This is a genomic window from Pseudomonas sp. 6D_7.1_Bac1 (assembly GCF_025465945.1).
Lineage (GTDB): Bacteria > Pseudomonadota > Gammaproteobacteria > Pseudomonadales > Pseudomonadaceae > Aquipseudomonas.
In genome coordinates this window covers 89313-110452 of the sequence record NZ_JANLNW010000071.1, presented here as the reverse complement: position 1 = coordinate 110452, position 21140 = coordinate 89313, and the positions used below count along the sequence as shown (strand labels likewise).

The following is a 21140-nucleotide window of genomic DNA, read 5'->3' as shown; positions in this document are numbered from 1 at the left end:
CGAGAGCCTTGGCTAGACTTGCAGGGACATTCTGCAGGGACGGCGGCCGGATTGGATGTTGACGCATCCACCCCGGCCGCTCTTTTTACTTCGGTGTTGAGACTTCTTTGGCGTAGGCCTGACAGGCCGCCAGGGCGATCAATCCTTGGTCGCCGGCATCGGTGATGCCGATAATTCGTTGAGCATGCGCTGGGTCAAGTTGGGCTCTTGTGGCTCCATGAACCACGCCGCCGGCTGTGGTGGCGGCTGACACTGTGGTGCCGCTGGCTGAATCGGTGGTGTCGAGTAGGACTGACAAGCGCAGATCAGCAGTGGCAAGGCGGTCGCGCAGGCGACCTTGATCACGTTGGGCATCGCTTAAGGCTCGGTAATGGGTTCGTTCACTGGCGGAAAGCCGGCGCTCGAGGGCGAGACGTTTAGCCTGCTCGGCTTGTTGCTGCGCGGCCGCTGCCAGTGTCTGTTGACTGAGGCTTTCCGCCTGCAGGCGGGCTTGCTGCTCCAGCTGCTGGCCGTAACGCCAATCCTGAACCTGCCACGCTAACGCAGCCGATCCACCGGCCAATACCATCAGCAGCGCGCCGCTGGCCAGTAACCGATACGGCGCAGGGATCAGGTCGACAAAACGCATAGCACTGCCCTCGCCCGCCCCCACAACTCCAGCCGATCCGCCAGGCCGTTGAGCCCGCCGTTAATCTTGCGGGTGATCGCCTCGAACTCACCCCGATCTGCCAGGGCGTTCAGCTCACGTACCCACCAGAACCACGCGGCCGACTCGGCGGCCCATTGCGGCAGCTCGAGCAGCTCAGGAGTGCGCAACAAGCGCTCATCACCAAACAGCGCCAAGCTGCAGCGCAGGTAGTTGTTACGTCCGGTGATCTGAATCAGACCGCGACCGCGATAGCGCTGGCCATCGCCGTCAGCTTCCGGGGTATTACCCAGTTTCACCGCCAGATTGCCGGTATCGTATTTGCTCAAGTACTGATCACCGCCCAGTTCGCGGACGTACTGCAGTTGACCCGACTCATGACCGAGCTGGGCCAGGAACGCCGCCTGACGCTGAGGTGTATTGATCTGCCGGCGGAGCATCGCCGCGTTGAGGGCCGAAACAAAAACGCCCGCTTGGCGGCGGGCGTTCGGCATGATGCGTTGTAGCTGTTGTTCAGTGACGGACATAAACACTCCAGACGTAAAAAAACCGCATTCAAGCGGCGATGGGATGCGTTACAACTTCTGGACGCTCATAACCTTGAGCGGCTTCGTGTCTTTCTTTTTCTTGCCTTTGGATTTGCCTTGCTTGCCGGCATTGCACTCGACGGTGGTCGACCAGCCGGCTTGGGTGTAAACCTGCTCGACCGAATCCGCCAAGTACTCACCATCGAGGCCGACCTTGAAACCCTGTGCGTTGATGGGGCGCTCGGCAAAGATGTCCGTCCGGCCGGGCATCTCCAGGCGAACGTCAGCGGTAGAGCGATTGAACGCCGCCAAACGTGCCTTCGCGGCCGACTCGGCGGCGGTCTTGTTCGGGTAGATATGCCGGTCGGTATGCACCGCCGGCAAGCCAGCCGGGGCGTCGTTGTTGTCGACGGTGACGACCGACAGCTTGCCGTCCTTCTTGTTCTGGTGCTTGGTCGCCACAGCCTTGTGCGAATTACGGTCGCCCAGACTGAACTGCCAGCGACTGAGGTCGCTACGCGTCAGAGTGATCGCGCCGAACGCCTTGCCGCTGGCGGTCTGCCCGCCTTGACGCGGCATCACCAACAGCTTGCCGTCAGCGACCTTGGCCGTGCAGTCGTATTGCTTAGCCAGGCGCGTGATGAAATTAAAATCGGACTCACTGAGCTGATCTACCCGGGCGACCTTCGTCGTCACCGGACACACCGGCTGCCAGCCATTACGCGCAGCGATGTCGGCCACGATCTTCGACAGCGGCACGCCCTCCCAGCTTCCGCTACGGATGGTCTTGCCACTGCCGCGCATGTCGCTGGCCTTGCCCTTGATCACGATGGTGTCCGGCGGACCCGACACTTCGACCGTGTCCACCGCGTAACGCCCCAGGCGCGTCAGGGACGTTTCCGCATAGCCCAGGTAGATCTCGATAGAGCTGCCGCGCCGTGGCAGCTGCACCTGGCCATCACGGTCATCAATGCGCAACTCAAACTCATCGGAGTCCATGCCCGGCTTGTCAGAGGTGCGCAGCAACAACAGCCGATCATTGATCAGCGCCGTGACATCGGCGCCATCGGCAACGATTCGAAAAGTGGGAGTCATGGATTTTGTCCAAAAAAAAGCCCGCACAAGGCGGGTCAAAAAACAAAGTGTCGTTACGCGTAACGCAGCAGGCCGCCGGCGGCGGTGCCGCCCAAGGTCAAACCCACAAGCTAATCCCCTCCTCGGTCGGGCTGGGCAGATCCGGCAACACGATCACCACCCCAGCGCGGTAGGGTTGGGGCTCGTCCGCCAGTCCCTGATTGGCATCCAGCACCGCCTCGGTGCTGCCGTTCAGATGGCCATAGACGTTGTGGCAAATGACATCGAGCATGTCCCCATCAGACGTTCTGCATGTCGTCGCCATAGCGCGCAAACTCCAGTGTGAAACCTTGTTTACGGGGAATCCCGCCGTGCAATAACGCGCCCTGCTCCTCGTTGATAGTCTTCAGGCACCAGGTCCCAATCACCTCGCCATAGCCGGTGGTCAGGGTCAGCGGCTGAAGCCTGGCGCCAATGGTGCGCAACGTATCAAGCTGCTTGAGGCCACCCTTGAAACCCGGGTAAATCGTCCCTTTGAGCGTTAGCTTTTCCTCCCCCATTCCAACGGCCTGTTGCGCCGGACGGCGCGACAACCGTTCCTGGGAAGCCCAGCGAAATTCGGTCGAGCGGCTCAGCTCGTCGAAAGCCGCCGTGTCCAGATTGAAATAGTAGGGCTGCAACTTGGGGTCACGAGGCTGGATGATCAGCAAGTGCGGGAACGGCTTCACCGCTTCCGGCGCCGGCGTTGCATCCACGGCAAAGGAGCTGGTGGGCACGATGTTGGCCAGCGACGGGCTGACCTTGCCGGCGATGTTGTTGATCGCCGTCGCCGCCTTGCCCGCCTGTTCTTTCAGCGTGCCCAACCGTTCCTGTACTTCAGTGGCCGCCCGGGTCGCACGGCCGTACACCGCCACCACTTGGCCGACCTTGGCCTGAGCGGCATCTACGCCGCGCATCACCCGCTGAAGCTTGGCCCCGATAGCCGGCCCCACAAACGGGATATTTTCCAGCTCGGACGCCGCGCCGGTGATTTCGCTGATCGCGCCGTTGACCGGCCCCAGCATGCCGTCCGCACTGCGCCGGCCAGCTTCCCCCGCTTCCACCAGGTACTTGAGGCCCGATTGCAACTGTTCCATATAAGCCATGAGGCCTCCTTAAACGTGGGGTTCGTCGTACAGCTTGGCGGCGTTCTGTTTCGCGGCATCCGCCATCATCCGCTGCATGTGCGGCATCAGGTCCTGGGCCATGCGTTGCGGATCTTTGACATCCCCCTGCACCGTGACCGGCATGTTCAGCGAGTACTGAAACTGCTGATCCACTTTGGTCGGTGCCGGCTTCTCTGGCTCCTTGGGCTGAATGGCCACGGCCGCCGGCTTGGCCGGCGCCTGAACGGCCAATGAGCGCGCGACATCGCCCAGCACTGGCCCTTGCGGGGCCGACGCTTGAGCCATCAGCAACGTGCCGGAACCGTTCGCCCCATTGAAGGACTGACCCATGGCGGCCAAGCCGGGAACCGCCGGACCAGGGCGCGGCGCCATCAATAACGGCGTGATCGGTGCTGCCGGTTTTTCTTCAGGCTTGTCATCTTTGCCACCAAACAGCGACTTACCCAGGGAACCGCCCAACGCCTCGCCGCCCTGGCTGCCGAGATAGGCGCCAATCAAGCCCCCGATAGCGGTGCCAATAATCGGCACTACCGAGCCAATGGCCGCCCCTGCTGCCGCCCCGGCCATGGTGCCAGCCAGATTACCGGCGGCCGCGCCATAACCCTCGGCCTTTTCGTCCTGGGTCTTGGCCGTCTGGTAAGTTTCGAATGCCATGGCGCCGGCATCCATCAGCGAACCACCGGGAATCATCTTGGCGGCTTTGCCGATCTTGCCGACCGCTTGCACCACCCCGCCCAGCTTGGCCATCGCACCGGCCGGAACCGGCACCGGTGGAACCGGCGGCCGTGGTATGGGCACCGGTGGCCGTGGTACAGGCGGGCGTGACCGACGACGCGAAGGATTACGCCTTGCACCGCGACCACGCCGGCGTGTTTCGCCTGGACCTCCAGCGGCGCCACCCATGGCCCCCGCGTTAACCACGAAAACCTTCTTGACGCCGTCGTCACCCGATCCTGCCTCACCGCCCTCGCCGCCCCCTGAGGTCGCTTCCTTCGCCAGCGAAACCACCTTGAGGCCGGTCGCGACCACGTCGAACTTGCCGGGTTTCTTGTCGTCCTTGCCCTCCGCTTCGTCGCCGCCATCGGCAGACTTACCCTTGAAGGCCGCCACCGCCTTGAGCCCGGTTTCCACCAGCGACAGCGCTTTGCCGGCCTTGCCCTTGGGCTCTGAAGCTTTGCTGTCGCCGCCGCTGCCGTCCTCGGAGTTGGTGACAAAGACCTTTTGCACCGCGCCAGCCTTGCCGCCGCCCAACGATCCGCGCGCCAGGTTGAACAGCCCTTTGCCCATCTTGAACGAACTAAACAAGCCCGTCAGTGTTACCAATCCACCACCAACCAATGCGATCCCGGTCACAACCCCGGGCGCGCTGTCAGACAGCGAGGTAATGCTTTTGGTGACCTTGGTCAGCGCCTCAGCCACGGTGTCCGTGACCGGACGCAGGGCATCGCCCACGCTGCGCATGGCGTCATCCATCGACTGAGCCATTTCGGCCCACTTCTGCGAAGACGACTCGCGCCGCTCACTGAGGTTTTTGTCGAGGATGCCCGTTGCATCGCGTGAGTCGTTTTTAAGCTGAGCGTACAGCGCCTTGTTCTGCATGAAAGCCGAAAGCGCAGCCTTAACCTGCATGTCGGCGAACAGATCTCCGGTGCGCAATGACTCCTCCAAAGAGGCCATCATGGCCTTGGCTTTCTCCGGGTCCGCTTCCTTGCTGATTTCCGACGTCGCTTTGGCCATCGCCGCAGCGCGCTTCGGATCGGTGGCCTGAATGTACTTCTGAGCCAACGCCATGCTGGTTTCCAACGTGGACATACCGTTTTGCAATCCGGTCTGCATCGAGCCCTTGTAGTCGATGCCGGCCTTTTTGTAGGCCTGGACGGTATCGGTCGCGCCGATTTTGCCCATCCAGTTCTTGAGGTTGTTGGCCGCCTCGTCCGAGCTACCGGCCGTCTTCATCTGCACTTGCAGCATGGAGCCCAACTGCGTCACCGCGTCCATGCCGGTGATGCCAATGCTGCCCATGTTCGCCAACAGCTCAGGGAACCACTTGGCCATATCGGACGCTTCAAAGCTGCCCGCCTGCCCTTGGTAGGCGATCGCTTCCAGCGCCTGCTGCATCTGCTTTGCGTCGGTGATCTTGGCGTTTTGCCCCAGGGCATTGATCATCTTCGCCGTATCGACACCGCTCGACCCTTGCCCCACGACAAACTTGGCCGCGACTGGTGCGTATTCCAGGGCCTTGCTCAACTCCATACCGGCGCCAACCAACTGGTTGACCACATCGGCCACGTCGTTGCGCGCCATACCGGTGTCACGCGAAGTGTCGATGATCTTGCGCGACATCTCCTGTTCTTGTGGCTTGTTGGCAATCCCAGCCTTGATCGCGATGTCACGAACAATGGCCCCGAAGTCCGCACTGACCTTCGTCGGCACCGCCAGAGCCCCCACACCAACGACAGCGGCACCCACCGCTTTTGTCATGCCGGACTTGCCGGCATCCAGCTGCTGATGCCCCTTGGCCTTAAGCTCGGCCTTGTTGGCTGTCTGGCCCATGGACCGATAGGCCTTCTCCAGCCGGCCGACCTCGACACCCTGTTTTTTCAAGCTGTCGAGGTTGGAGTTCAACCGACTGAGCAATTTGGACGCCCCGGCGGCACCGCTGTCGTGGGCCTTTTTCCATTCATCGCGCAGACGAATGGTGTCGCCAATCGTGCGCTGCAGCACGCGTGCCTTGTTGCCTTCCGCTTCGAGGCTCTTGATGCGCCCCGTTACGTCTTTGAACGCAGCGCCGACCGTCGAACTGACGGCGCCACCGATCACCAGCCCGAGGGCAATTTTGTTCGCCATGTCATGGCTCCCCGTTGCACAGAATTACCGGTAGCGGCTCAATCCGTGAGCCACCACACCATCTCGGCAAATGGCATCGACAGTATCTCGGCAGCGGAAAATCCAGTTTCCGCTGCCAAACGTTTCGCGGCCATCTTTATGACGCCGGGGTCAAACCCCGTTGTCTTGGTCCATACGAAAATAGCCGGCCTGCAAGCGGTTGAAATCCACCAGCTTCAGGCCCTCCAGATCCGCGACAGGCGCACCGGCCAACTCGGCAAACAACACCAGCTCGCGTTGCTCGTCATCGCCACCCGCCTCACGATTCGCCGAGCGAACGTCGCGCACGGTTGGGGAACGCAGCGCCAACTTATCGACCGTGACGCCGTTGATTTCGCTCGGGCACGACAGCGTGACCAGCACGTGATCGGTGGTGATCGACAACCACGCCGGCATCGACGTCGAATAATCGGTATCAGGCGCCAGGCGCGAATAGGCCGCCTGTACACGGCGATAGTCCACCAGCTTCAGGCCTTCCAAATCCTTGAGGCCGACCTCGGCCAAGCCTGCGAACAACATCAGTTCACGCTGCTCTTCATCACCATTAGAAGCCCGGTCGGCCGCCCGGACTTCACGCACGGCCGGGGCTCGCAAGGTCAACGTATCGACCTTGATCCCATTGGCATCGCTTGGGCGCGAGAGCGTCACGACGGCGCGTTCAGGGGTGATCGACAGCCATTCCGGCAGTTTTTTATCTGTTGCTTGAGTCATCTGAATCTATTCCCTTAGAGGCCGAGTGCAGTGCGCACTTCGGCGAGCTGGTCTTTGCCATCGACAACCTGAACGCCGGCAACCATGTCGATTTCGTACATCAGGCGGCCGTCGATTTCGAGCTTGTAGTAGGTCACCGCAATCGCGTGCTTGATCTCGGCCGGGTCACCGGCCTTCCAGTCGCCCAGGTCGACCTCTTTGAGGCGCCCACGCAGGGTGGCGACAACGGCAGTAATCGCCCCCTTCTGCCCCTTGAAAGCACCCCGGAAAGTGGCATTGAAGGCCGTACCATCGGCCAGGCCGAAGTGCTTCAGCGACTCACGACGCACGCCCTTGGTGACAAAGGACGCCTCCATCTTTTCAAGGCCTTGATCCATCTCGATGGCACCGGCCATGCCGCCGGCTCGATACTCATCAGTCTTGGTGGTCAGCTTGGGCAGCGTCAGGCTTGGCACGTCGCCGGCAAAGTTCACCCCGTCGACAAACAGGTTGGTGTTAAACAAAGTTTGAGGAATCATTGACTAGGCCCCTTAGGCTGCTTCAAGAACTTCGGTCATCCACTGATCGGTGACTTCGAAAAGGAAATTCGGGTTTTCCGCCGGCGGCACGTCGGTATAGCGAATGCGCCAATAAACTTTGCCCTCGGCGATTTGGCTGACCGTGTTCAGCTCGGCGTCCGGGAACACTTCGAAGTTGATAATCGCGCCCTTGGCTTTCAGGTCGCGCATGAACGAATCCAGACCGTTAGTCACATCACTGACGTAAGTCTTGGTGATCGAACGGTCAACGGCCCATTTGTGACTGGCTTGAACGGCATCCATAAGGATGAACAGCGTGCGAACGCGGGTGACGAACGACCATTTTGGATCGCTCGACAGCGTGCGGTTGCCCCACAGGCGGTAGCCATCGTCCCGGATGATCGTCGCGATATTCGCGTTATTCAGCAGGTTGGCCCGGCACGTCTCGTCGCCGTCCAAGTACTCGACGGCTCGGGTCGTGCCGGTGATGCCGGTTAACTCCTTGTTCGACGGCGACGCCCAAAAGCCATATTCCGCATCGGTCCAGGCGAACAAGCCCGCCGCCCAGGCCGAGCCCGGCGCATCGACCGTCTTGCTGAGGTCGGTGTCCCAGTACTGAACACCGGGGTCAACCATGAACAGGTTGCGGCTGCCAAAGTTCTCCGCGTAGGCCATGGCGGCCTCATCGGTGGTGCCAGGCCCGTCGATGATACCGATGGCCCGCAGCTTCTGCGCCAGGCTATCGAGCGCCGTGGCCACCGCCTGCTTCGCCGTATGCCCCGGCGCGATCAACAACCGCGGCTGGGCGTTGAACAGGCTTTTGCCATCGAGCAAGGCCTGTAGGCCGGTACGCTGACCCGAGGCCAACACCCCGCCAATGATCGCCGAGGTTTGCAGCGCGGCGTCTTCCAGCTTGGGCACGCCGATGGCGACAATCACAGCCTTGGCCTTGCTGTAGATCGCCTTACAGGCCTTGGTGATCGCCGAATCGGCGCCGAAGGCGGCAATGGCTTCGCGCTCGGTGGTGATCAATTTCAGCTCGCCGGCCTTGGCGATGCCACCACCGAGAACGCCCGGGGTGAAGGTGTCGCACAGCCCGATAATGGAAGACGACGGCAACGAAATGGTGCGCGCACCAGTCTTGACATCGGTGGTCGTAACGCCGTGAAAGAAACTCATAAAGCTCAATCTCCAGAAACGAAAAAGCCCCGCATAAGCGAGGCTGTGAGGGGTGTTCGTGTTACGCGTAACGGAAAAGAAAACGCCCCGTCAATGCGGGGCGTTTATCGGGCTTGCTGGGCAATCCAGTCCGGCTTAGACGGACGGCGTGCTGAGTCAGGAAAATCGGGCGATGCCGGCCAGTCACGCAGCAACTGCAAATAGGTCAATAGTTCGGCGTATTGCTCAGCACTCAGACTGGTTTTTACAGACAGTTCCAGTTCGTCGCGGTGTCGCTCTCGCAACCACTTGACGCCTTCAAGTTCTGCATCACGCCAAGCGCGTTCCTGAGTGACCCGCGCACTTGGGTCTTCGACCGGATCAATCAGCACTGGGCGCCCGTTTCCGTCGGCAACAATTACCTTGGATTGCCGCTCACCGGCCAACAGATCGGCTCGCTCTTTTGCGGTGATTTCAACTGCGTCTGCCGGCATGGTCTTGTGAATGCCGCTGTCGTAAAAGCCGCCGGTGGTTGCTGAATAGTGAAGTGACATGTCTTGCTCTCCTAATTACCAGCCCACGGCAATCCATGGAGCATTTGGCTGCCCCAAGCTACCAATCGCATAAACGTAAAATTGCGTCAGGCCTCCGTACTGAACCCCGAGACTCGAAGTCGCAGTGGTACCACCGTTGCTAAAGCTATTCCCCACCAGCGTCATGGCCATGTTGTTGGGGAAGGCAATCGGGTAAGTCACCGTGATGCCCGAGCCAGCAGCAACTGTACCCGCTGTGCCCCATTGAATCATCAGACTGCCAAGCCAAGTGGGGAACAGAATGTAGCCGGGGGCCCCCTTGCTGGTCGCAAAGCCCCAGCGCATTTTCTTCGGCGTGACGATGGAGGTGTCATCAGTACCGGCGTTGACCCACGCCTGCGAGGCGATATTGGCAATGCCACGCACGCTTTCGGTGGCCTGAACCACTTTCGCAGCAATGGCCTGCCATACCCGCAGGGCGTTCATCGGCTTGTTGGTATCCGCACCCGCCTCGGCCTCGGTCTGACTGGCAAAGGCAACCCCATACCCCGCGAGGGTGTTCGGAGGGTCGTAAATAGCGCCCCAGCGAAGATTAGTCAGCCCTGCGCCAGAGGCAATAAGCGGCCCGGTGATCGTAGTCCCGGCAGTATTCACCCGCACACCGTAGCCCGAGTACCATGGCTCGGAACCAATGCCCATATAGACATTATTGAGCGTGTCGTTAGCCCCCCAAGCCCCAAAACCACCAATGATTTTTCGCTCGTTTTTGGTCACGGCATGTACGCCCGCCGCCCAGCTCTGCGAGGTAGCAGCTACGACATTGACGCTACACGCCTCAAGCAAACTAACAGGCCCCGACACGTCACCGCCTGAGCGACTAAACGCATCCGTGATGCCATAGCCCCCCAGCGTGGTTGGGTTGCTGCCTGATTGAACAATACCTCGTTCGTTGATTGTTACTCGCGTATAGGTGCCGGGAGCTTTGTTGGGCGGCAACACGTTAATGATCGCAGTGTCGACATACTCGCGAGTCGCCAGCACCACAGCCGGATCAATCTTGAGTGTGATGTTGCCGGTGCTGGTGACAATGAAGTTCATCCGCACGACTTGGGTGCGCCCCGAACCTTGCGACAGCACCGGCTTGAAGCTCGGCGCACAGTTGGCCACCGCCACCATGTCACCGTCCGCGTCATACAGCGCAATCTCGCGAATCCAGCGGCCGCCTTCATCCGCCGGAATAATCTGCTCGGCGATAATTACCGCCGGGTTAACCGGGTCGACCCTGAGTTGATTCAGCGGCCGGCGGCGCCACTCGTTGATCAGCTTTTTTTGCGTAGCACTGGGGATAGGGTCAGTGTTGTTGGCATCACCCACGCCCATTTCGGTGATCTTCCAGGGAATGCCGAGTGCATCGGCGTTCGCCTGTTTGGCCATCCCCACGTTCGTGAGGATCGCGAAAAACTGCGAATTCGCATCAATCATAATAAACGTCCAGGGTATCAATGGAGTGTTCGCGCCCCACCACGCCAAAGCAGCCGGTGACTTCAATGTCACGCATGACCGGCGGGTAAACGTCGATTTCGTCGCCTTCGTACAGGGCGACACTGATATTCAAAGCGCCTTGGGTTTCGAGGCTGATCGCCAGCCCGGTCAGGTGCCGGGTAACGGGCTTGGCGTCGTCGATCAGGCGCTCAAGCTCCTGATACATTTCCTCGGTGATGCCGGTGTCGAGGACACCGACCTTCAGCGCGAAGGTGCCCGGCACCCCCTCCGGCACTGTGTTGAACCACTCGATAATCTCGATCAGGTAGCCCAGGGGCTCGACCACGCGGCGCAACGCGCCGATGGTTCCCTTGTGGGCATGGATGTAATAAGACGCCTTGATAGCCGCGCGCTTGGTCGCCTCGGTCCACCGATAATCCCAACGGTCGACCGACCACGCCCACGCTAGATGGGGCAGCAGATGCACCGGACAGGTATCGGCGTTGTAGAGGTCACGCAGCGGGACAATCGTTTTCTCGAAAAACGTCGCCTCCAAGGCCCGTTCCAGTTGCGTGCTGTTGATCGGCAGTAGGCTTTTCATGTCAGCCCGCCAGCGCCACGGTGTAGCCCGTACAGAACGCCGCCTGAGCCTTGGTTGGGGCCAGATCTTGCCATCCGACCAGCTCAACCCGGGAAACGCCGGCAACGTGCAACTGGGCGTCTACGCCGGACCGTGCCACCTCAACGCCCAGCCGCTTGCGCGGATTGATCCAGGCCGCCAATCGATTTTTCGCCTCAGCCAAACTGGCATCCGCCTCGGGGCCGGCGCTGGCCATGTGCAGAATCGCGTCGATTTGATAGCGGATCACCTGGGCGCTCTGCACCGTCACCCGATCACCCACCGGACGCACGTTATCGTCATTCAACGCGGCGGCCACCGTGGCCAACAGCTCCGGTGGCGCCACACCTTCCCCATCCAAGCCCAGCACCGTTACCGTAACGCAACAAGGCGCCGGGCTTTCGGCCGTGGCATCCGCCACCATCCCCGAGGCGTTACGCGCGTGCAGGATGTAGCTGTTACGCGGTCCGGCCGTGGTCAGCCCCTCATAGGCCAACTGGATGCGCTCGCGATACGGGTCGTCGTCCTCCTTGACCTCGGGCACCGGTGGCACCGCCAGCAGATCCTCGGCCTGAATCACCAGGCGCGGCAGATTGACATTCGCCCCTAGGTGATCCAGGTCGCCGCGAATGGCATGCGCCAGTAACAGCCCCTTACCAGCGTCATTGACCCGAGCGCGGTTGCCGACCTTGATGTAAGCACCGACCTCCAGCACCTTAACCACCGGGTCGCTTTCAAGTGCGGCGGTCCAGTTGCCGCCCATGTACCCGCGAAAGACACCCAGCCCTTCCTGATACACCTCTTCGAAGTCCAGAGGCTCCAACACAGTCGGCGCCGGCAACGACGACAGATCCACGATACTCATACGGCTACCTCCAACGTGACGCCGTCGCCCAGGTACTCCCCGACGATTTTCAGGTTGATTTGCCCGCCGACAACGGAAAGGACGCGCACCTGATCCAGTTTCAAACGCGGCTCCCAACGCCCCAGGGCGCGAGCGACTTCAGCCTGTACCGCGCTTTTCCAACCCTCGTTAACGGGCAAGTCAACAAACCGCCGGAGCTTGCTGCCGTAATCCGGTCGATGCCGGCGGCTGCCCAACGGCGTACCCAATATGTCTGGAACGGATTGCCGCAAGTGCGCGATGCCGGAAATGGGCTGGCCGGTGTGACGATCCATTCCGATCATCTACATCACTCCTTCAGCGGTTCGAATTCTTCGTTGGCTTTCAGGAGCTTGACGGCATCGATGTCGGACACCGGAACCTCTACCACCCCCTTGTTCACCGGCAGGGTGCGGTCGGTGCCGGGAACGATCAGCAGCCGCGAGGTGTAGACCTTGTCGCGAAACTTCAAACGCTCCGGTGTCGTTAGCAGTAGCGGTTCCCGCATCGGTGATGCAGACACCTGTTCGTCGGTGACAAGCGTGTCGACGATCTTGGCCATGTGTTTCTCCAGGCATGAAAAAACCCGCACTGGGCGGGCTGTCGTGAGTTGAAATTAATGCGAGTGGTGGTTGCTGTTGCCACCGGCGTCGATGATCGCGCCGGCACTGGTGATGCCTTTCGTGACGTGTAACGCACCGTCGATGGCCACCGCCGCTTTCAGGTTGATATTTGCAGCCGTTACGGTAACGGCGCTATCCGTTACGACGGCTTCCGTGCTACCGACTTTGATCGTCACCGCACCGGTAGGTAGGGTGATGGTGTAGCTCTTGGCCTGCCAGTCGTAGACCAGCGAGCCGCCATCCTCAAACCGCCAAACTTCCACATGGTCGCGGTTATCCGGCGGCGGGCCGGCATTACCGTACAAGCCCGGGATAAACGTGCCTTGTGACACGTCACCACTGGTACTGACCAAAGTCCCCTGCTCACCCATGGACGGCGCCCGCCAGTGCCTAGCCTTGCCGGCGGCGATGCTGTGCCAGCGCACCCAGGCGCTAGTCCACTCGCCATCCGAAACCCGACACACCGGCGGGGAGGCAGCCAGATCGACCGCCACCACAAAGCAACCCTTGACCATCCCCGCAAGCATCCGGTCGTGCTGGGAGGTTACGTAGCCACTCACACGTCCTCCACCGGGACAAAGTCCTCTTTGAGGTCGCCGTTAAAGCCAAACAACAACGAGCCCGGCGGCTCATCAGGCCATGGCCAGTCCTCGGGGCCGAGGTACACCTGCTGAGTCCACTCCACCAGCCAGACGGTGTAGCCATCCAGCGCCGGCTGGGTCCAGTCCTGCTGCGCTTGTACGAACTCGGCGGGTTCGACCGGCAACCCCCACGTTTGTGCGCGCAGCAACACGGCGAGCTGGGTCGCCAATTGCACGGCATGCCGTTGATGATGCGGCTTGATCGGGTCAACGATGACGCGCGCCTCGAACTTGCACACCAATGTTGTTTCGCCCGTGCCAATGTCCGGACCTGGCTCAATCTCGGCCAGCTCCAGAAACACCGCCGGCAACGCGACACGGTCCGAAATGTTCGGCCAGACCGTCACGGCTTGCACGCCTGGCAGATGGGTCGTCAGATGTTGTTCAACAGCCTGATAAAGCTGGTCCAGGCTCAAAGGCTCGTCAGACATTGCCTATCCTCTTGAGGTACTTCTGCAGCTCAAAGTTGAGTTCCTGTTTCAGGATCTCCAGCAGGCGTTCATCCGCCTTTTGAACCCAGCTTTCGAAGTGCGGCCGAGCTTGCTCCAGAGAGACTTTTGCCTTGGCTAACGGAAAGCGACTGCCATTTTCCGCAACCCACCCCGAGCTCGGCCCGCGACCCGGTGACACCGTGCTATCGGGATAGTCGTCCGCATTGAAATGCTTGCTCGCGGTACGAATCCAGATGTCGGGCTTGTTGCCGTAGACCTTCTTCAGGAACGCCCCCTGGTAACGCCGCCCCGCCACCGACACGCCGCTGCCGGTCTGCCGTGCTCGGCCGATCCGGCTCGACTCGATAGCGTTGAGCCCAAACCACAGCTTGCCGCTCGAAGCCCCGCCGGACACAGGGTAACTGCGCAACCGTTGACGCACCGCCGCGACGGCAATGCGCTCCTGCCGACTGACGGCCCGAGCGATGTGCGTACGCAACCACCCCAGTGTCTTGTTGATCGCTCGACGGTGCGCGGTGGCCGCCGCCTTGGGCACCAACTTGGCAAAGTCCTGAAACGCCTGAAGGTCCGTGGCCGAGGACTGGATAGAAATCATCCCGCCGCCGGCCGAGGGTTTGAAATAGCTACCGACACTCATGGGCGCATCCTCAGGATCAAGGCGACCAGGCCGTCGCCACTCGGCTCCAGCTGCAGCAGGTCGTAATCGCCGCCGCCATCCAAGGCAGGCAAATCGATGCTAACCAATAGGCCCGGCTCCAGGCCCTGCGAATCGCTGACGCGGATCTCGAAACGTGGCTCACGGAGTCCGGTGTTGAGCTTGCCGAACTTCGGTTGCAGCCAAGGTGCTGCAAACATACCGAACACCGGTTCTTCGCGACCCTCAATCCGTGCGGTATCGCCCAGCGTTTCGAACACCACTGCGTCGACCTCGGCAATCAGATCGCGAAAGCCCATGGTCAGAGCTCCAGCAGGATCTGTGCACGCGGTCGGGTGCACAGGTGCAACGGGTTGGACTGGGCTTCACCGGCCATGCCTTTGTTGAACGGCAGCGGCTCGATCATGCTGTAGTAAGGGATGCCCTGAGTGTTGACCGTTTCCATGTAGTCCGCCGGAGCAAACACCGAGATGTACAGATCAGGCACACCCTCAGGGACCAGCAACGCTTTGTCGTCGTGGACGAAAGACACGCCAGCGACTTTGCCACGGTAGCGCTCCCAGATAATGCCGCCGAATTCGAAGCTCTCCCGAGCGTCACCGCGCAAGGACGCCGCTTGCTGGCTGTTGAGGTAGGTCTCGGTGACCGAAGGGTGAACGATCAATTTGTTCCAGAAGTGCTTGCCGCAGAACGCGCGGGAACCGGTGCTGGTCACGCTGCCGAGCGCGTCCTCCTGCATGTCCAACGCCTCAACACACTGGACCCGCAGCTCAGTGCTCTTGTCGGCCAAGCCCATGGACAACGTCTGACGCTCAACACCGAAGCGATCATAGAGATTCAACAGCGGTGTCCGGCCATCGGCATCGAGAATCAAACCATTGAGCGCGCCCATGCGTTGGAACTCATGGGTCGCGTCCAACTGACGGCGCGCTTTGGCCAGACGGGTATTGACCACGTCTTGCACCGCTTGCAGTTCGGTGCGAGTACCGAAGGCGCGAATGCCCTGGATCTCGTCGGCCTTGATGGTGAAGCGTTCCGGCAAGTGCACAGTGTTGAACGGGATCAAGTTGCGCTTGCTGGCCGCGACCACCAGACCAGAGCCACCCCGCTCACCGGCCGGCACCAGCGCCAGGGTGTCACCGTCCTTTTCGATCTGTACGGTCAGGGTGGTAATGCCCTCCTCGCGGAACAGGCCCAGGGCGCTGATGCGACCCGGCAGGTAAGGTTGATCATTCAGTGCAGCGGTCAGCGCGGTCACGGTAAACGCTTCGTCGTCAAAAATGGCGATCTCGGCCATGGGTACTCTCCAGAAATGAAAAAACCCGCTCAAGGCGGGCTGGGTAAACGTGACTGAGCGTCTTAACGAACGATCAGAAAATGGGTGGCCAGAGCCTTTTCGGCATCGAGATCCAGCCCGGTCAGATGCGCTTCGCTGATTTCAGCCAAACGTACGACAGCGCGACCACGGCGCACGATGTCCGACGCCCCCAGAGGCCCGAAGAGAATCGCCACGGCGGTCTGGGTGCCGTCTTCGGCGGTCGGGTGGTACGGCGCGAACTCGCCCGTCGCCGTGACCAGACCGAGGATCTGCCCGGGCTCCAGCGCCGGGCCTGCCGCAACGTTGATCGATTCCCGCGAAATGTTCCCGGCGCCCTCGGACAGGAGAAATTCACCTGCGTGGATCGGCTCTTTTTTGATGGTCATGGTCTTACTCCTTTCGCGCCGTGCGCAGTTCCGGACTGAGCGATTTGTCGAGCAGCCCAGATCGAGGATGGATCAGGTTGTTTGGCCAGCACCTTGGGTGCAGGGTCGTTGTCGAGCGGCAAACTGTTGTCGATTTCAAAGCCTTTGCCACTGGTGACGATCTTGTCGAACAGACGTGCCCGAACCGCCGCAGCATCCAAGCCAGCCGCGACATACTCGGCACTGAATTCCGGCAAGCGTGCCGCCACGCAAAGGTCATTCACCGCCTTGGCACGGGCCAGGCCGGCCAGAACAATCTCTTCGCTTTCGAGCTGGGTCGAGCTGAGCAGCGGCTCGACCAGATTGCTGATGCCCGCCGCCGTGCAACGCTGGGTGATCATCAATGCCAACTTGGCCGAATCGACTACCGGCGGCACCAATGGTGGATCGACCGGTTCCAGCTCTGGCTCCAGATCCGCTTCGGGTGGTTCGTCGAGTTGGGCCAGCAATTCAGCCGGTGCGTGCTGGTAACGCTGCAACACAGCACCCTGGCCGAGGCAGGCCTTGACCTTGATCCCGTCGCCGACTTCATCGGCCAGGCCCAGGGCCACGGCCTCATTGGCGGTGAGCCAGGTTTCAGCGGCGACCAGCCGCCGCAGTTCGACCTCATCGATATCCGGCGCCTTCGCCTTGTAGGCTGCGATGATCGCCTCCATCGTCTGATCAAGGACGTCGGCCACCTTGCGGAAGTCTTCGGCGTCCCCAGCCGCATAGGTCCATGGGTTGTGGATCATCAACATGGCGTTGGCTGCAATCACCACCTTATGTGCACCGCACACCGCCACGCTGGCGGCACTGGCGGCCAATGCATCAATACGGCCGGTGCAACGTTCGCCCAGACGCGACAGCGCGTTGTGCATGGCCAGCCCGTCAAACAAATCGCCGCCGATGCTGTTGAACGCCGCGATCACCGGCGAGACGCCGTCGTCCATGGCGCGCAGATCCTGCACAAACTGATTGGCGGTAATGCCCCAGGCACCGATCTCGCCGTAAACGAAGACTTCGAAAACTCGCTCGGCGGCCTCCCCGCTGGCTTGCAGGGCATACCAGGTTTTGTCTTGCACCTGCACCCGCTGGCCAGCCCTGTTGTAAATGCGCGGTTGCGCTCTTTTGCTCATGGTTGCTCCTTGTCGTCGATTGGCTGGACGGCGTCGAGAGTGTTGTAGTTGAGGCCCAGTGCTGTAGCCCGTGCCAGATCGGCGGCGTTTTCCGCATCGACCGTTTCAGCGTCGTAGCCGGTTCGCAGACACATTTCACTGCGAGAACCGAACCCGGCCTGTACTTCCATCCGCCTCGCCTGAACGTCTTGCACCGGCTGGATGTAGGCCCAGCCTTGCGGCACCCAGCGGGTACGCAGGTAGTCGCGGCGCTTCTGCGCGTAGTCGTCTAGTACCAGGACACCCGACAACACCGCCATGTCCATCCAGGCAGCCCGCACCGGGCGACAGAGCTGGTGGACGTATACGCTGAATTGCAGTTGCTCCAGGCGGCGCCGAAACTCGTTGAGCACCACACGGAGCGCTCGGTCGTTGATCCCACGCATGTCGCCGGTGAGGATCTCGTAAGGCGTGCCCGATCCTGCGGCTGCAGCCATCAGTTGCTGCCGCATAAAATCCGGGTAGTTATTGCCTGCATCCGGGGGCTTGGAGAACTCAACCTCTTCTCCTGGCCCGAGCTCCTGCATAGTGCCGGGTTCAAGGGCGACCATCGGCGTGAAGCCATCACGATCCAGGCTCAGCGGCGCGCCGGTCACCGGATCTCTGGGTACCGGTCCAGACTCCGGCGTAGGTCGTTTGATAAAGCCGGCAAACAGGTTGGCCACCTCCTGGCGGAACAACACGGCATCGTCGTAGTTGTCCAGGCTGCGCAGACGCTTCAGCACCGGCGACAATCGTGGCACCCCACGCAACTGACCGGGTTCGACCGGCTCGAAGATGTGCAGCACCTGGGCTGCCGGCACGCGGACCAACTGGTTGTAGCCGGCGTTCAGCGACGCCGCATCGCGCGGATGCGACAGGTACATCCAGTACGCCACGCGCTTGCCGCCCGGGTTGAACTCGATCCCGGCGCGGATGGTGTTGCCGGTTTTGGTGCTCTCGTACTTGTCATGCGGCACGAACTCCGGCGCCAGAATCTGGAGCTGCAGCGGAACCGCCAAGCCCTCGTCCGGGCTGCGCGGTCGCAGCCGCACAAAGCACTCGCCCGAGGTTTCAACCGTGCGTGCCACCAAAGCCTGCTGGCCGTAGAAGTCGGTACGATCATCGGCGTCTGACTCATCGACCCAATCACCCCACAGCTCCTGCAGCAACTTGCGTAAAGCGTCATCATCGGTCGTCGGCCGAGGGGTAATGCCCGTGCCGATCAGATTACTGACGCGCTTGTCGATCACGTTGAAGGCATACGGGTCATTACGAACCGCTGCCCGGGAGCGCGACCGCAGATTGCGCAGTGCCGGGGTGTTGATGCTGTTGATCCCGTTGTCGGGAGCATCCCAACCAGTGGAGCGACGACCCTCTCCGGCGCCTTCGTAACTGGCCTTGATGTTCGACGGCAACACGAATCCGTTACGGGTTAGCGTAGGGAAATGGCGGGCCATTAGAGTCCTTTGCCCCCGTGGTACAGCCGAACCACACGCGAGCGCGGTCCGGCAGCGTTGACCAGCGACGAACGAATTTCTTCGCGAGCCTTGAGCAGCTCATCGACCGTGCGGTACTCCACGGTGCGGTCGGTGTAGCGCACGGTTTTTTCACCGCGAGCAATGGCCGCCTCAACCGCGTCGAGGTGCTTCTGGGTAAATGACATATCAGCGTCTCTTCAGGTAACCGCTGCTGGAGCTGCGGCGTTGAGGTGGTGTTGCTGCGGGGCGCGTTTGCACGACCGGAACAGCGGGTGGTGGAGCCGGTTGCCGAGCAGGTGTCGCAGGACCAGGGTTATCGACCCGTTCACCTTGAACAGGCTTGATGCCCAAGGCTTCGTCAAACAGTCCGGACTGCGCCAGGGACTGACGCACGCGCTCCCAGTCATGTTCCTTGTAGCGGTTGAGGCCCAGGTAATGCGCCATGGCCAGGCAATACACCATCAGGTCGAGCGCTTCGTTGCGCTCGGCCTTGCCTTTGACCCATTCGATGCGCTTGTGACCCCGCACGTAGCGGGCGACCTTGCGCTCCGCCACGCACTGGTCAAAGAAGTCGTCCGGCAGGTCATTGGCGAAGTGCAACGCGCCCGGCCCGGACTCGAACGGGTAGCGGTTGTAGATCCAGTCCTTCGCCGTGTCGGTACCCACGAACCACAGTTCGGCACCGTTGCGTTCGGTCTGGCCTTTCCAGGTCACGTCGACCATGGACGGCCGTTGAGCAATGACCGGCTTGCCGGGTTTGCTCGCACCTTTGATGGCGAACACGTTGCGCCAGCGACGAACGCGGCAGAACTGGTAGACCTCATCGGTGTGGTGACCACCGGAGTCGACGGCCACCGCGAGAATGCCAAGACCGACACCGCACGGATGGCGATATTTAGCCTTGAGCAATTCATCCAGCGCCGCCCAGGTGCGCTCGTCTGCAGGATCGCCCGAGACTACTTGGTAGTCCACGACCCAGCGCTCCATACCCGCCCCCCAGCCCATGGCCATGAACTCCAGGCGATTGGCCTGAACGTCGACGGCACCGGTGATCATCATCACCGTCGCCGGCAGTGAGCCGAGGGTGAAGGTTTCCAACCGCGCCCGCTGTCTCAGCACGTCGGCTTTGGTCTGCTCTTGAGCCGCGTCCCAAACCTTCGCCAGACGGGTGTTATAAAACACCTGCATGGGCTCAAGATCGCCTTTGGCCTGGGCCTTTTTCGCCTTCTCGAATTGCTTGGCCAGCGACTTCCAGTCCATCCAACCCAACGGCGAATACAACGCGTTGAGGTGGAAACCAACGGTCTCGCCGTCGCCTTCGGCGTGCGCCCGCCATTCGCCGTTGGCGAGCATTTCGCCCTTGTGGTACTCCTCGATCAGCACATCACATTCAGGTCCGGCGCACTGGTAATGCACCAAGCTAAAGTCCTTCGAGTAGTGCAGCCGTTCCCACTCAAGGATTTGCATGTGCCCGCAGGTCGGGCATGGCACGTAGTAGTGACGCTGGTCGCTGCCATCGAACAGGTCGGAGATCCGCGAGGCGCCCTTGATCGTCGGCGAGCTGGAGAAGTAGAACTTGGCGTTGCGGCCAAAGGTACTGCCTCGGGTTTCCGCCAGCTCGATAGGGTCGCCCTCCTCGCCGATGTCCACTTCCCAGCGGTCGATTTCGTCGCCGTAAACGTAGCGCGCCGACAGCTCCGACAGGTTGGCGGCCGAGCCGGCGGTGGTGACGTACAACGTACCGCCCTCGAACTCCTTGGTATCCATGGTATTGCGCGAGTCCCGCGACCGGTTGGCCGCCACCCGCTCCCGCAGTACAGGCGTGGCCTTGATCGTTTTGCCGATCCGCGACGACACCCGTTTGGCCAGGCCGAGGCTGGGCAGCAGCGCCAGGATGTTCGACGGCGCCATGTGCATCAGGCCGCCGATCCAGTTCAGACCGATCTGCGTTTTCATCAGCTGCGACGCGACCATGGTGATCACGCGCTTGCAAGGGTGAGCCGGCGACAGGCAACGCATGGGCTCGCGGGCATACGGCGTGCGCGAGGTGCGGTACTGGCCCGGCTCAGCGGCGCCGGTGTCACGCGGGATCCGCATGTACTCGTCGGCCCACTGATCGATCCAGACGTCCGGGTCAGGCCGTAGCCCACGGAAATACGCCTCGCGGTACACCTCTGCACCGTCAGGAATTTCCGTGGGCATGGGC

Annotated in this window: 25 protein-coding genes and 1 pseudogene; all 26 read right to left on the bottom strand. The window is 61.3% G+C overall.

Annotated features, from left to right (window positions below):
- Positions 1-85: 85 nt before the first annotated feature.
- The 26 genes and pseudogenes from NTD87_RS19345 to NTD87_RS19220 all read right to left on the bottom strand — a co-directional run bounded on the left by NTD87_RS19345 (position 86) and on the right by NTD87_RS19220 (position 21136).
- Entirely contained in the window at positions 86-628 is a 543-nt protein-coding gene (locus NTD87_RS19345) for a lysis system i-spanin subunit Rz (protein WP_262115799.1), read from the bottom strand.
- Positions 610-1173 carry a glycoside hydrolase family 19 protein gene (locus NTD87_RS19340; RefSeq protein WP_262115798.1) on the bottom strand — a complete coding sequence of 188 codons (564 nt, stop codon included), beginning with the start codon at positions 1171-1173 and terminating at the stop codon, positions 610-612. The genes NTD87_RS19345 and NTD87_RS19340 overlap by 19 nt, the downstream gene beginning before the upstream one ends.
- Before the next feature lie 48 nt (positions 1174-1221).
- On the bottom strand, positions 1222-2268 hold the full coding sequence (locus NTD87_RS19335; RefSeq protein ID WP_262115797.1) for a phage late control D family protein: 1047 nt from the start codon (positions 2266-2268) through the stop codon (positions 1222-1224).
- A gap of 97 nt (positions 2269-2365) precedes the next feature.
- The gene (locus NTD87_RS19330; protein ID WP_262115796.1) at positions 2366-2572 is read right to left on the bottom strand and encodes a tail protein X; all 207 of its coding nucleotides are present in this window, start codon (positions 2570-2572) and stop codon (positions 2366-2368) included.
- Positions 2547-3392 (bottom strand): phage tail protein, encoded by an 846-nt coding sequence (locus tag NTD87_RS19325; RefSeq protein WP_262115795.1) that lies wholly within the window; start codon positions 3390-3392, stop codon positions 2547-2549. Before NTD87_RS19325 ends, NTD87_RS19330 begins: the two co-directional genes overlap by 26 nt.
- 9 nt (positions 3393-3401) lie before the next feature.
- Positions 3402-6260, bottom strand: a complete 2859-nt coding sequence (locus tag NTD87_RS19320; protein WP_262115794.1) for a phage tail tape measure protein — start codon at positions 6258-6260, stop codon at positions 3402-3404.
- A gap of 150 nt (positions 6261-6410) precedes the next feature.
- Positions 6411-6695 (bottom strand): phage tail assembly protein, encoded by a 285-nt coding sequence (locus NTD87_RS19315; protein ID WP_262115851.1) that lies wholly within the window; start codon positions 6693-6695, stop codon positions 6411-6413.
- 39 nt (positions 6696-6734) lie between these two features.
- A pseudogene (locus NTD87_RS19310) lies at positions 6735-7010 on the bottom strand (phage tail assembly protein); the annotation flags it as partial.
- A 14-nt stretch (positions 7011-7024) separates the two neighbouring features.
- A complete protein-coding gene (locus tag NTD87_RS19305) occupies positions 7025-7528 on the bottom strand; it encodes a phage major tail tube protein (protein ID WP_262115793.1) in 504 nt (167 codons plus the stop codon).
- Between the two features lie 12 nt (positions 7529-7540).
- The gene (locus tag NTD87_RS19300) at positions 7541-8707 is read right to left on the bottom strand and encodes a phage tail sheath family protein (protein ID WP_262115792.1); all 1167 of its coding nucleotides are present in this window, start codon (positions 8705-8707) and stop codon (positions 7541-7543) included.
- Positions 8708-8811: 104 nt separating this feature from the next.
- Complete coding sequence (locus NTD87_RS19295; protein ID WP_262115791.1) at positions 8812-9240, bottom strand: phage tail assembly chaperone; 429 nt, start codon at positions 9238-9240, stop codon at positions 8812-8814.
- Between the two features lie 15 nt (positions 9241-9255).
- A complete protein-coding gene (locus tag NTD87_RS19290; protein WP_262115790.1) occupies positions 9256-10701 on the bottom strand; it encodes a phage tail protein in 1446 nt (481 codons plus the stop codon).
- A complete protein-coding gene (locus NTD87_RS19285) occupies positions 10694-11302 on the bottom strand; it encodes a phage tail protein I (protein ID WP_262115789.1) in 609 nt (202 codons plus the stop codon). Before NTD87_RS19285 ends, NTD87_RS19290 begins: the two co-directional genes overlap by 8 nt.
- A 1-nt stretch (position 11303) precedes the next feature.
- The gene (locus tag NTD87_RS19280; RefSeq protein ID WP_262115788.1) at positions 11304-12185 is read right to left on the bottom strand and encodes a baseplate J/gp47 family protein; all 882 of its coding nucleotides are present in this window, start codon (positions 12183-12185) and stop codon (positions 11304-11306) included.
- Positions 12182-12508 (bottom strand): GPW/gp25 family protein, encoded by a 327-nt coding sequence (locus NTD87_RS19275; protein ID WP_262115787.1) that lies wholly within the window; start codon positions 12506-12508, stop codon positions 12182-12184. The genes NTD87_RS19280 and NTD87_RS19275 overlap by 4 nt, the downstream gene beginning before the upstream one ends.
- A gap of 5 nt (positions 12509-12513) precedes the next feature.
- Complete coding sequence (locus NTD87_RS19270) at positions 12514-12765, bottom strand: hypothetical protein (RefSeq protein ID WP_262115786.1); 252 nt, start codon at positions 12763-12765, stop codon at positions 12514-12516.
- Positions 12766-12819: 54 nt separating this feature from the next.
- Positions 12820-13353: a phage baseplate assembly protein V gene (locus NTD87_RS19265; RefSeq protein ID WP_262115850.1), complete on the bottom strand. Its 534-nt coding sequence runs from the start codon at positions 13351-13353 to the stop codon at positions 12820-12822.
- A 29-nt stretch (positions 13354-13382) separates the two neighbouring features.
- The gene (locus tag NTD87_RS19260; protein WP_262115785.1) at positions 13383-13898 is read right to left on the bottom strand and encodes a hypothetical protein; all 516 of its coding nucleotides are present in this window, start codon (positions 13896-13898) and stop codon (positions 13383-13385) included.
- The gene (locus tag NTD87_RS19255; RefSeq protein ID WP_262115784.1) at positions 13891-14556 is read right to left on the bottom strand and encodes a phage tail protein; all 666 of its coding nucleotides are present in this window, start codon (positions 14554-14556) and stop codon (positions 13891-13893) included. Before NTD87_RS19255 ends, NTD87_RS19260 begins: the two co-directional genes overlap by 8 nt.
- A complete protein-coding gene (locus tag NTD87_RS19250; protein ID WP_262115783.1) occupies positions 14553-14873 on the bottom strand; it encodes a hypothetical protein in 321 nt (106 codons plus the stop codon). The genes NTD87_RS19255 and NTD87_RS19250 overlap by 4 nt, the downstream gene beginning before the upstream one ends.
- A gap of 2 nt (positions 14874-14875) precedes the next feature.
- Positions 14876-15871 (bottom strand): major capsid protein, encoded by a 996-nt coding sequence (locus NTD87_RS19245; protein WP_262115781.1) that lies wholly within the window; start codon positions 15869-15871, stop codon positions 14876-14878.
- Positions 15872-15933: 62 nt separating this feature from the next.
- A complete protein-coding gene (locus NTD87_RS19240; protein ID WP_123584691.1) occupies positions 15934-16278 on the bottom strand; it encodes a head decoration protein in 345 nt (114 codons plus the stop codon).
- Positions 16275-17435, bottom strand: coding sequence for a head maturation protease, ClpP-related (locus NTD87_RS19235; protein WP_262115780.1), 1161 nt, complete (start codon positions 17433-17435; stop codon positions 16275-16277). Before NTD87_RS19235 ends, NTD87_RS19240 begins: the two co-directional genes overlap by 4 nt.
- The gene (locus NTD87_RS19230) at positions 17432-18913 is read right to left on the bottom strand and encodes a phage portal protein (RefSeq protein ID WP_123584689.1); all 1482 of its coding nucleotides are present in this window, start codon (positions 18911-18913) and stop codon (positions 17432-17434) included. Before NTD87_RS19230 ends, NTD87_RS19235 begins: the two co-directional genes overlap by 4 nt.
- Positions 18913-19119, bottom strand: a complete 207-nt coding sequence (locus NTD87_RS19225; RefSeq protein ID WP_123584688.1) for a phage head-tail joining protein — start codon at positions 19117-19119, stop codon at positions 18913-18915. The genes NTD87_RS19230 and NTD87_RS19225 overlap by 1 nt, the downstream gene beginning before the upstream one ends.
- 1 nt (position 19120) lies before the next feature.
- Positions 19121-21136 (bottom strand): phage terminase large subunit family protein, encoded by a 2016-nt coding sequence (locus NTD87_RS19220; RefSeq protein WP_262115778.1) that lies wholly within the window; start codon positions 21134-21136, stop codon positions 19121-19123.
- Between the last annotated feature and the right edge of the window lie 4 nt (positions 21137-21140).

Excerpts from the sequence above, each read along its gene's own strand:
- NTD87_RS19285 (WP_262115789.1), bottom strand. The coding sequence starts at position 11,302 with ATGAAAAGCCTACTGCCGATCAACAGCACGCAACTGGAACGGGCCTTG.
- NTD87_RS19330 (WP_262115796.1), bottom strand. The coding sequence starts at position 2,572 with ATGGCGACGACATGCAGAACGTCTGATGGGGACATGCTCGATGTCATT.
- NTD87_RS19250 (WP_262115783.1), bottom strand. The coding sequence starts at position 14,873 with ATGGGCTTTCGCGATCTGATTGCCGAGGTCGACGCAGTGGTGTTCGAA.
- NTD87_RS19300 (WP_262115792.1), bottom strand. The coding sequence starts at position 8,707 with ATGAGTTTCTTTCACGGCGTTACGACCACCGATGTCAAGACTGGTGCG.
- NTD87_RS19255 (WP_262115784.1), bottom strand. The coding sequence starts at position 14,556 with ATGAGTGTCGGTAGCTATTTCAAACCCTCGGCCGGCGGCGGGATGATT.
- NTD87_RS19270 (WP_262115786.1), bottom strand. The coding sequence starts at position 12,765 with ATGGCCAAGATCGTCGACACGCTTGTCACCGACGAACAGGTGTCTGCA.
- NTD87_RS19295 (WP_262115791.1), bottom strand. The coding sequence starts at position 9,240 with ATGTCACTTCACTATTCAGCAACCACCGGCGGCTTTTACGACAGCGGC.
- NTD87_RS19315 (WP_262115851.1), bottom strand. The coding sequence starts at position 6,695 with ATGCCGGCGTGGTTGTCGATCACCACCGATCACGTGCTGGTCACGCTG.
- NTD87_RS19240 (WP_123584691.1), bottom strand. The coding sequence starts at position 16,278 with ATGACCATCAAAAAAGAGCCGATCCACGCAGGTGAATTTCTCCTGTCC.
- NTD87_RS19340 (WP_262115798.1), bottom strand. The coding sequence starts at position 1,173 with ATGTCCGTCACTGAACAACAGCTACAACGCATCATGCCGAACGCCCGC.
- NTD87_RS19265 (WP_262115850.1), bottom strand. The coding sequence starts at position 13,353 with ATGCTTGCGGGGATGGTCAAGGGTTGCTTTGTGGTGGCGGTCGATCTG.
- NTD87_RS19335 (WP_262115797.1), bottom strand. The coding sequence starts at position 2,268 with ATGACTCCCACTTTTCGAATCGTTGCCGATGGCGCCGATGTCACGGCG.
- NTD87_RS19235 (WP_262115780.1), bottom strand. The coding sequence starts at position 17,435 with ATGAGCAAAAGAGCGCAACCGCGCATTTACAACAGGGCTGGCCAGCGG.
- NTD87_RS19260 (WP_262115785.1), bottom strand. The coding sequence starts at position 13,898 with ATGTCTGACGAGCCTTTGAGCCTGGACCAGCTTTATCAGGCTGTTGAA.
- NTD87_RS19305 (WP_262115793.1), bottom strand. The coding sequence starts at position 7,528 with ATGATTCCTCAAACTTTGTTTAACACCAACCTGTTTGTCGACGGGGTG.
- NTD87_RS19275 (WP_262115787.1), bottom strand. The coding sequence starts at position 12,508 with ATGATCGGAATGGATCGTCACACCGGCCAGCCCATTTCCGGCATCGCG.
- NTD87_RS19245 (WP_262115781.1), bottom strand. The coding sequence starts at position 15,871 with ATGGCCGAGATCGCCATTTTTGACGACGAAGCGTTTACCGTGACCGCG.
- NTD87_RS19290 (WP_262115790.1), bottom strand. The coding sequence starts at position 10,701 with ATGATTGATGCGAATTCGCAGTTTTTCGCGATCCTCACGAACGTGGGG.
- NTD87_RS19220 (WP_262115778.1), bottom strand. The coding sequence starts at position 21,136 with ATGCCCACGGAAATTCCTGACGGTGCAGAGGTGTACCGCGAGGCGTAT.
- NTD87_RS19225 (WP_123584688.1), bottom strand. The coding sequence starts at position 19,119 with ATGTCATTTACCCAGAAGCACCTCGACGCGGTTGAGGCGGCCATTGCT.
- NTD87_RS19325 (WP_262115795.1), bottom strand. The coding sequence starts at position 3,392 with ATGGCTTATATGGAACAGTTGCAATCGGGCCTCAAGTACCTGGTGGAA.
- NTD87_RS19280 (WP_262115788.1), bottom strand. The coding sequence starts at position 12,185 with ATGAGTATCGTGGATCTGTCGTCGTTGCCGGCGCCGACTGTGTTGGAG.
- NTD87_RS19320 (WP_262115794.1), bottom strand. The coding sequence starts at position 6,260 with ATGGCGAACAAAATTGCCCTCGGGCTGGTGATCGGTGGCGCCGTCAGT.
- NTD87_RS19345 (WP_262115799.1), bottom strand. The coding sequence starts at position 628 with ATGCGTTTTGTCGACCTGATCCCTGCGCCGTATCGGTTACTGGCCAGC.
- NTD87_RS19230 (WP_123584689.1), bottom strand. The coding sequence starts at position 18,913 with ATGGCCCGCCATTTCCCTACGCTAACCCGTAACGGATTCGTGTTGCCG.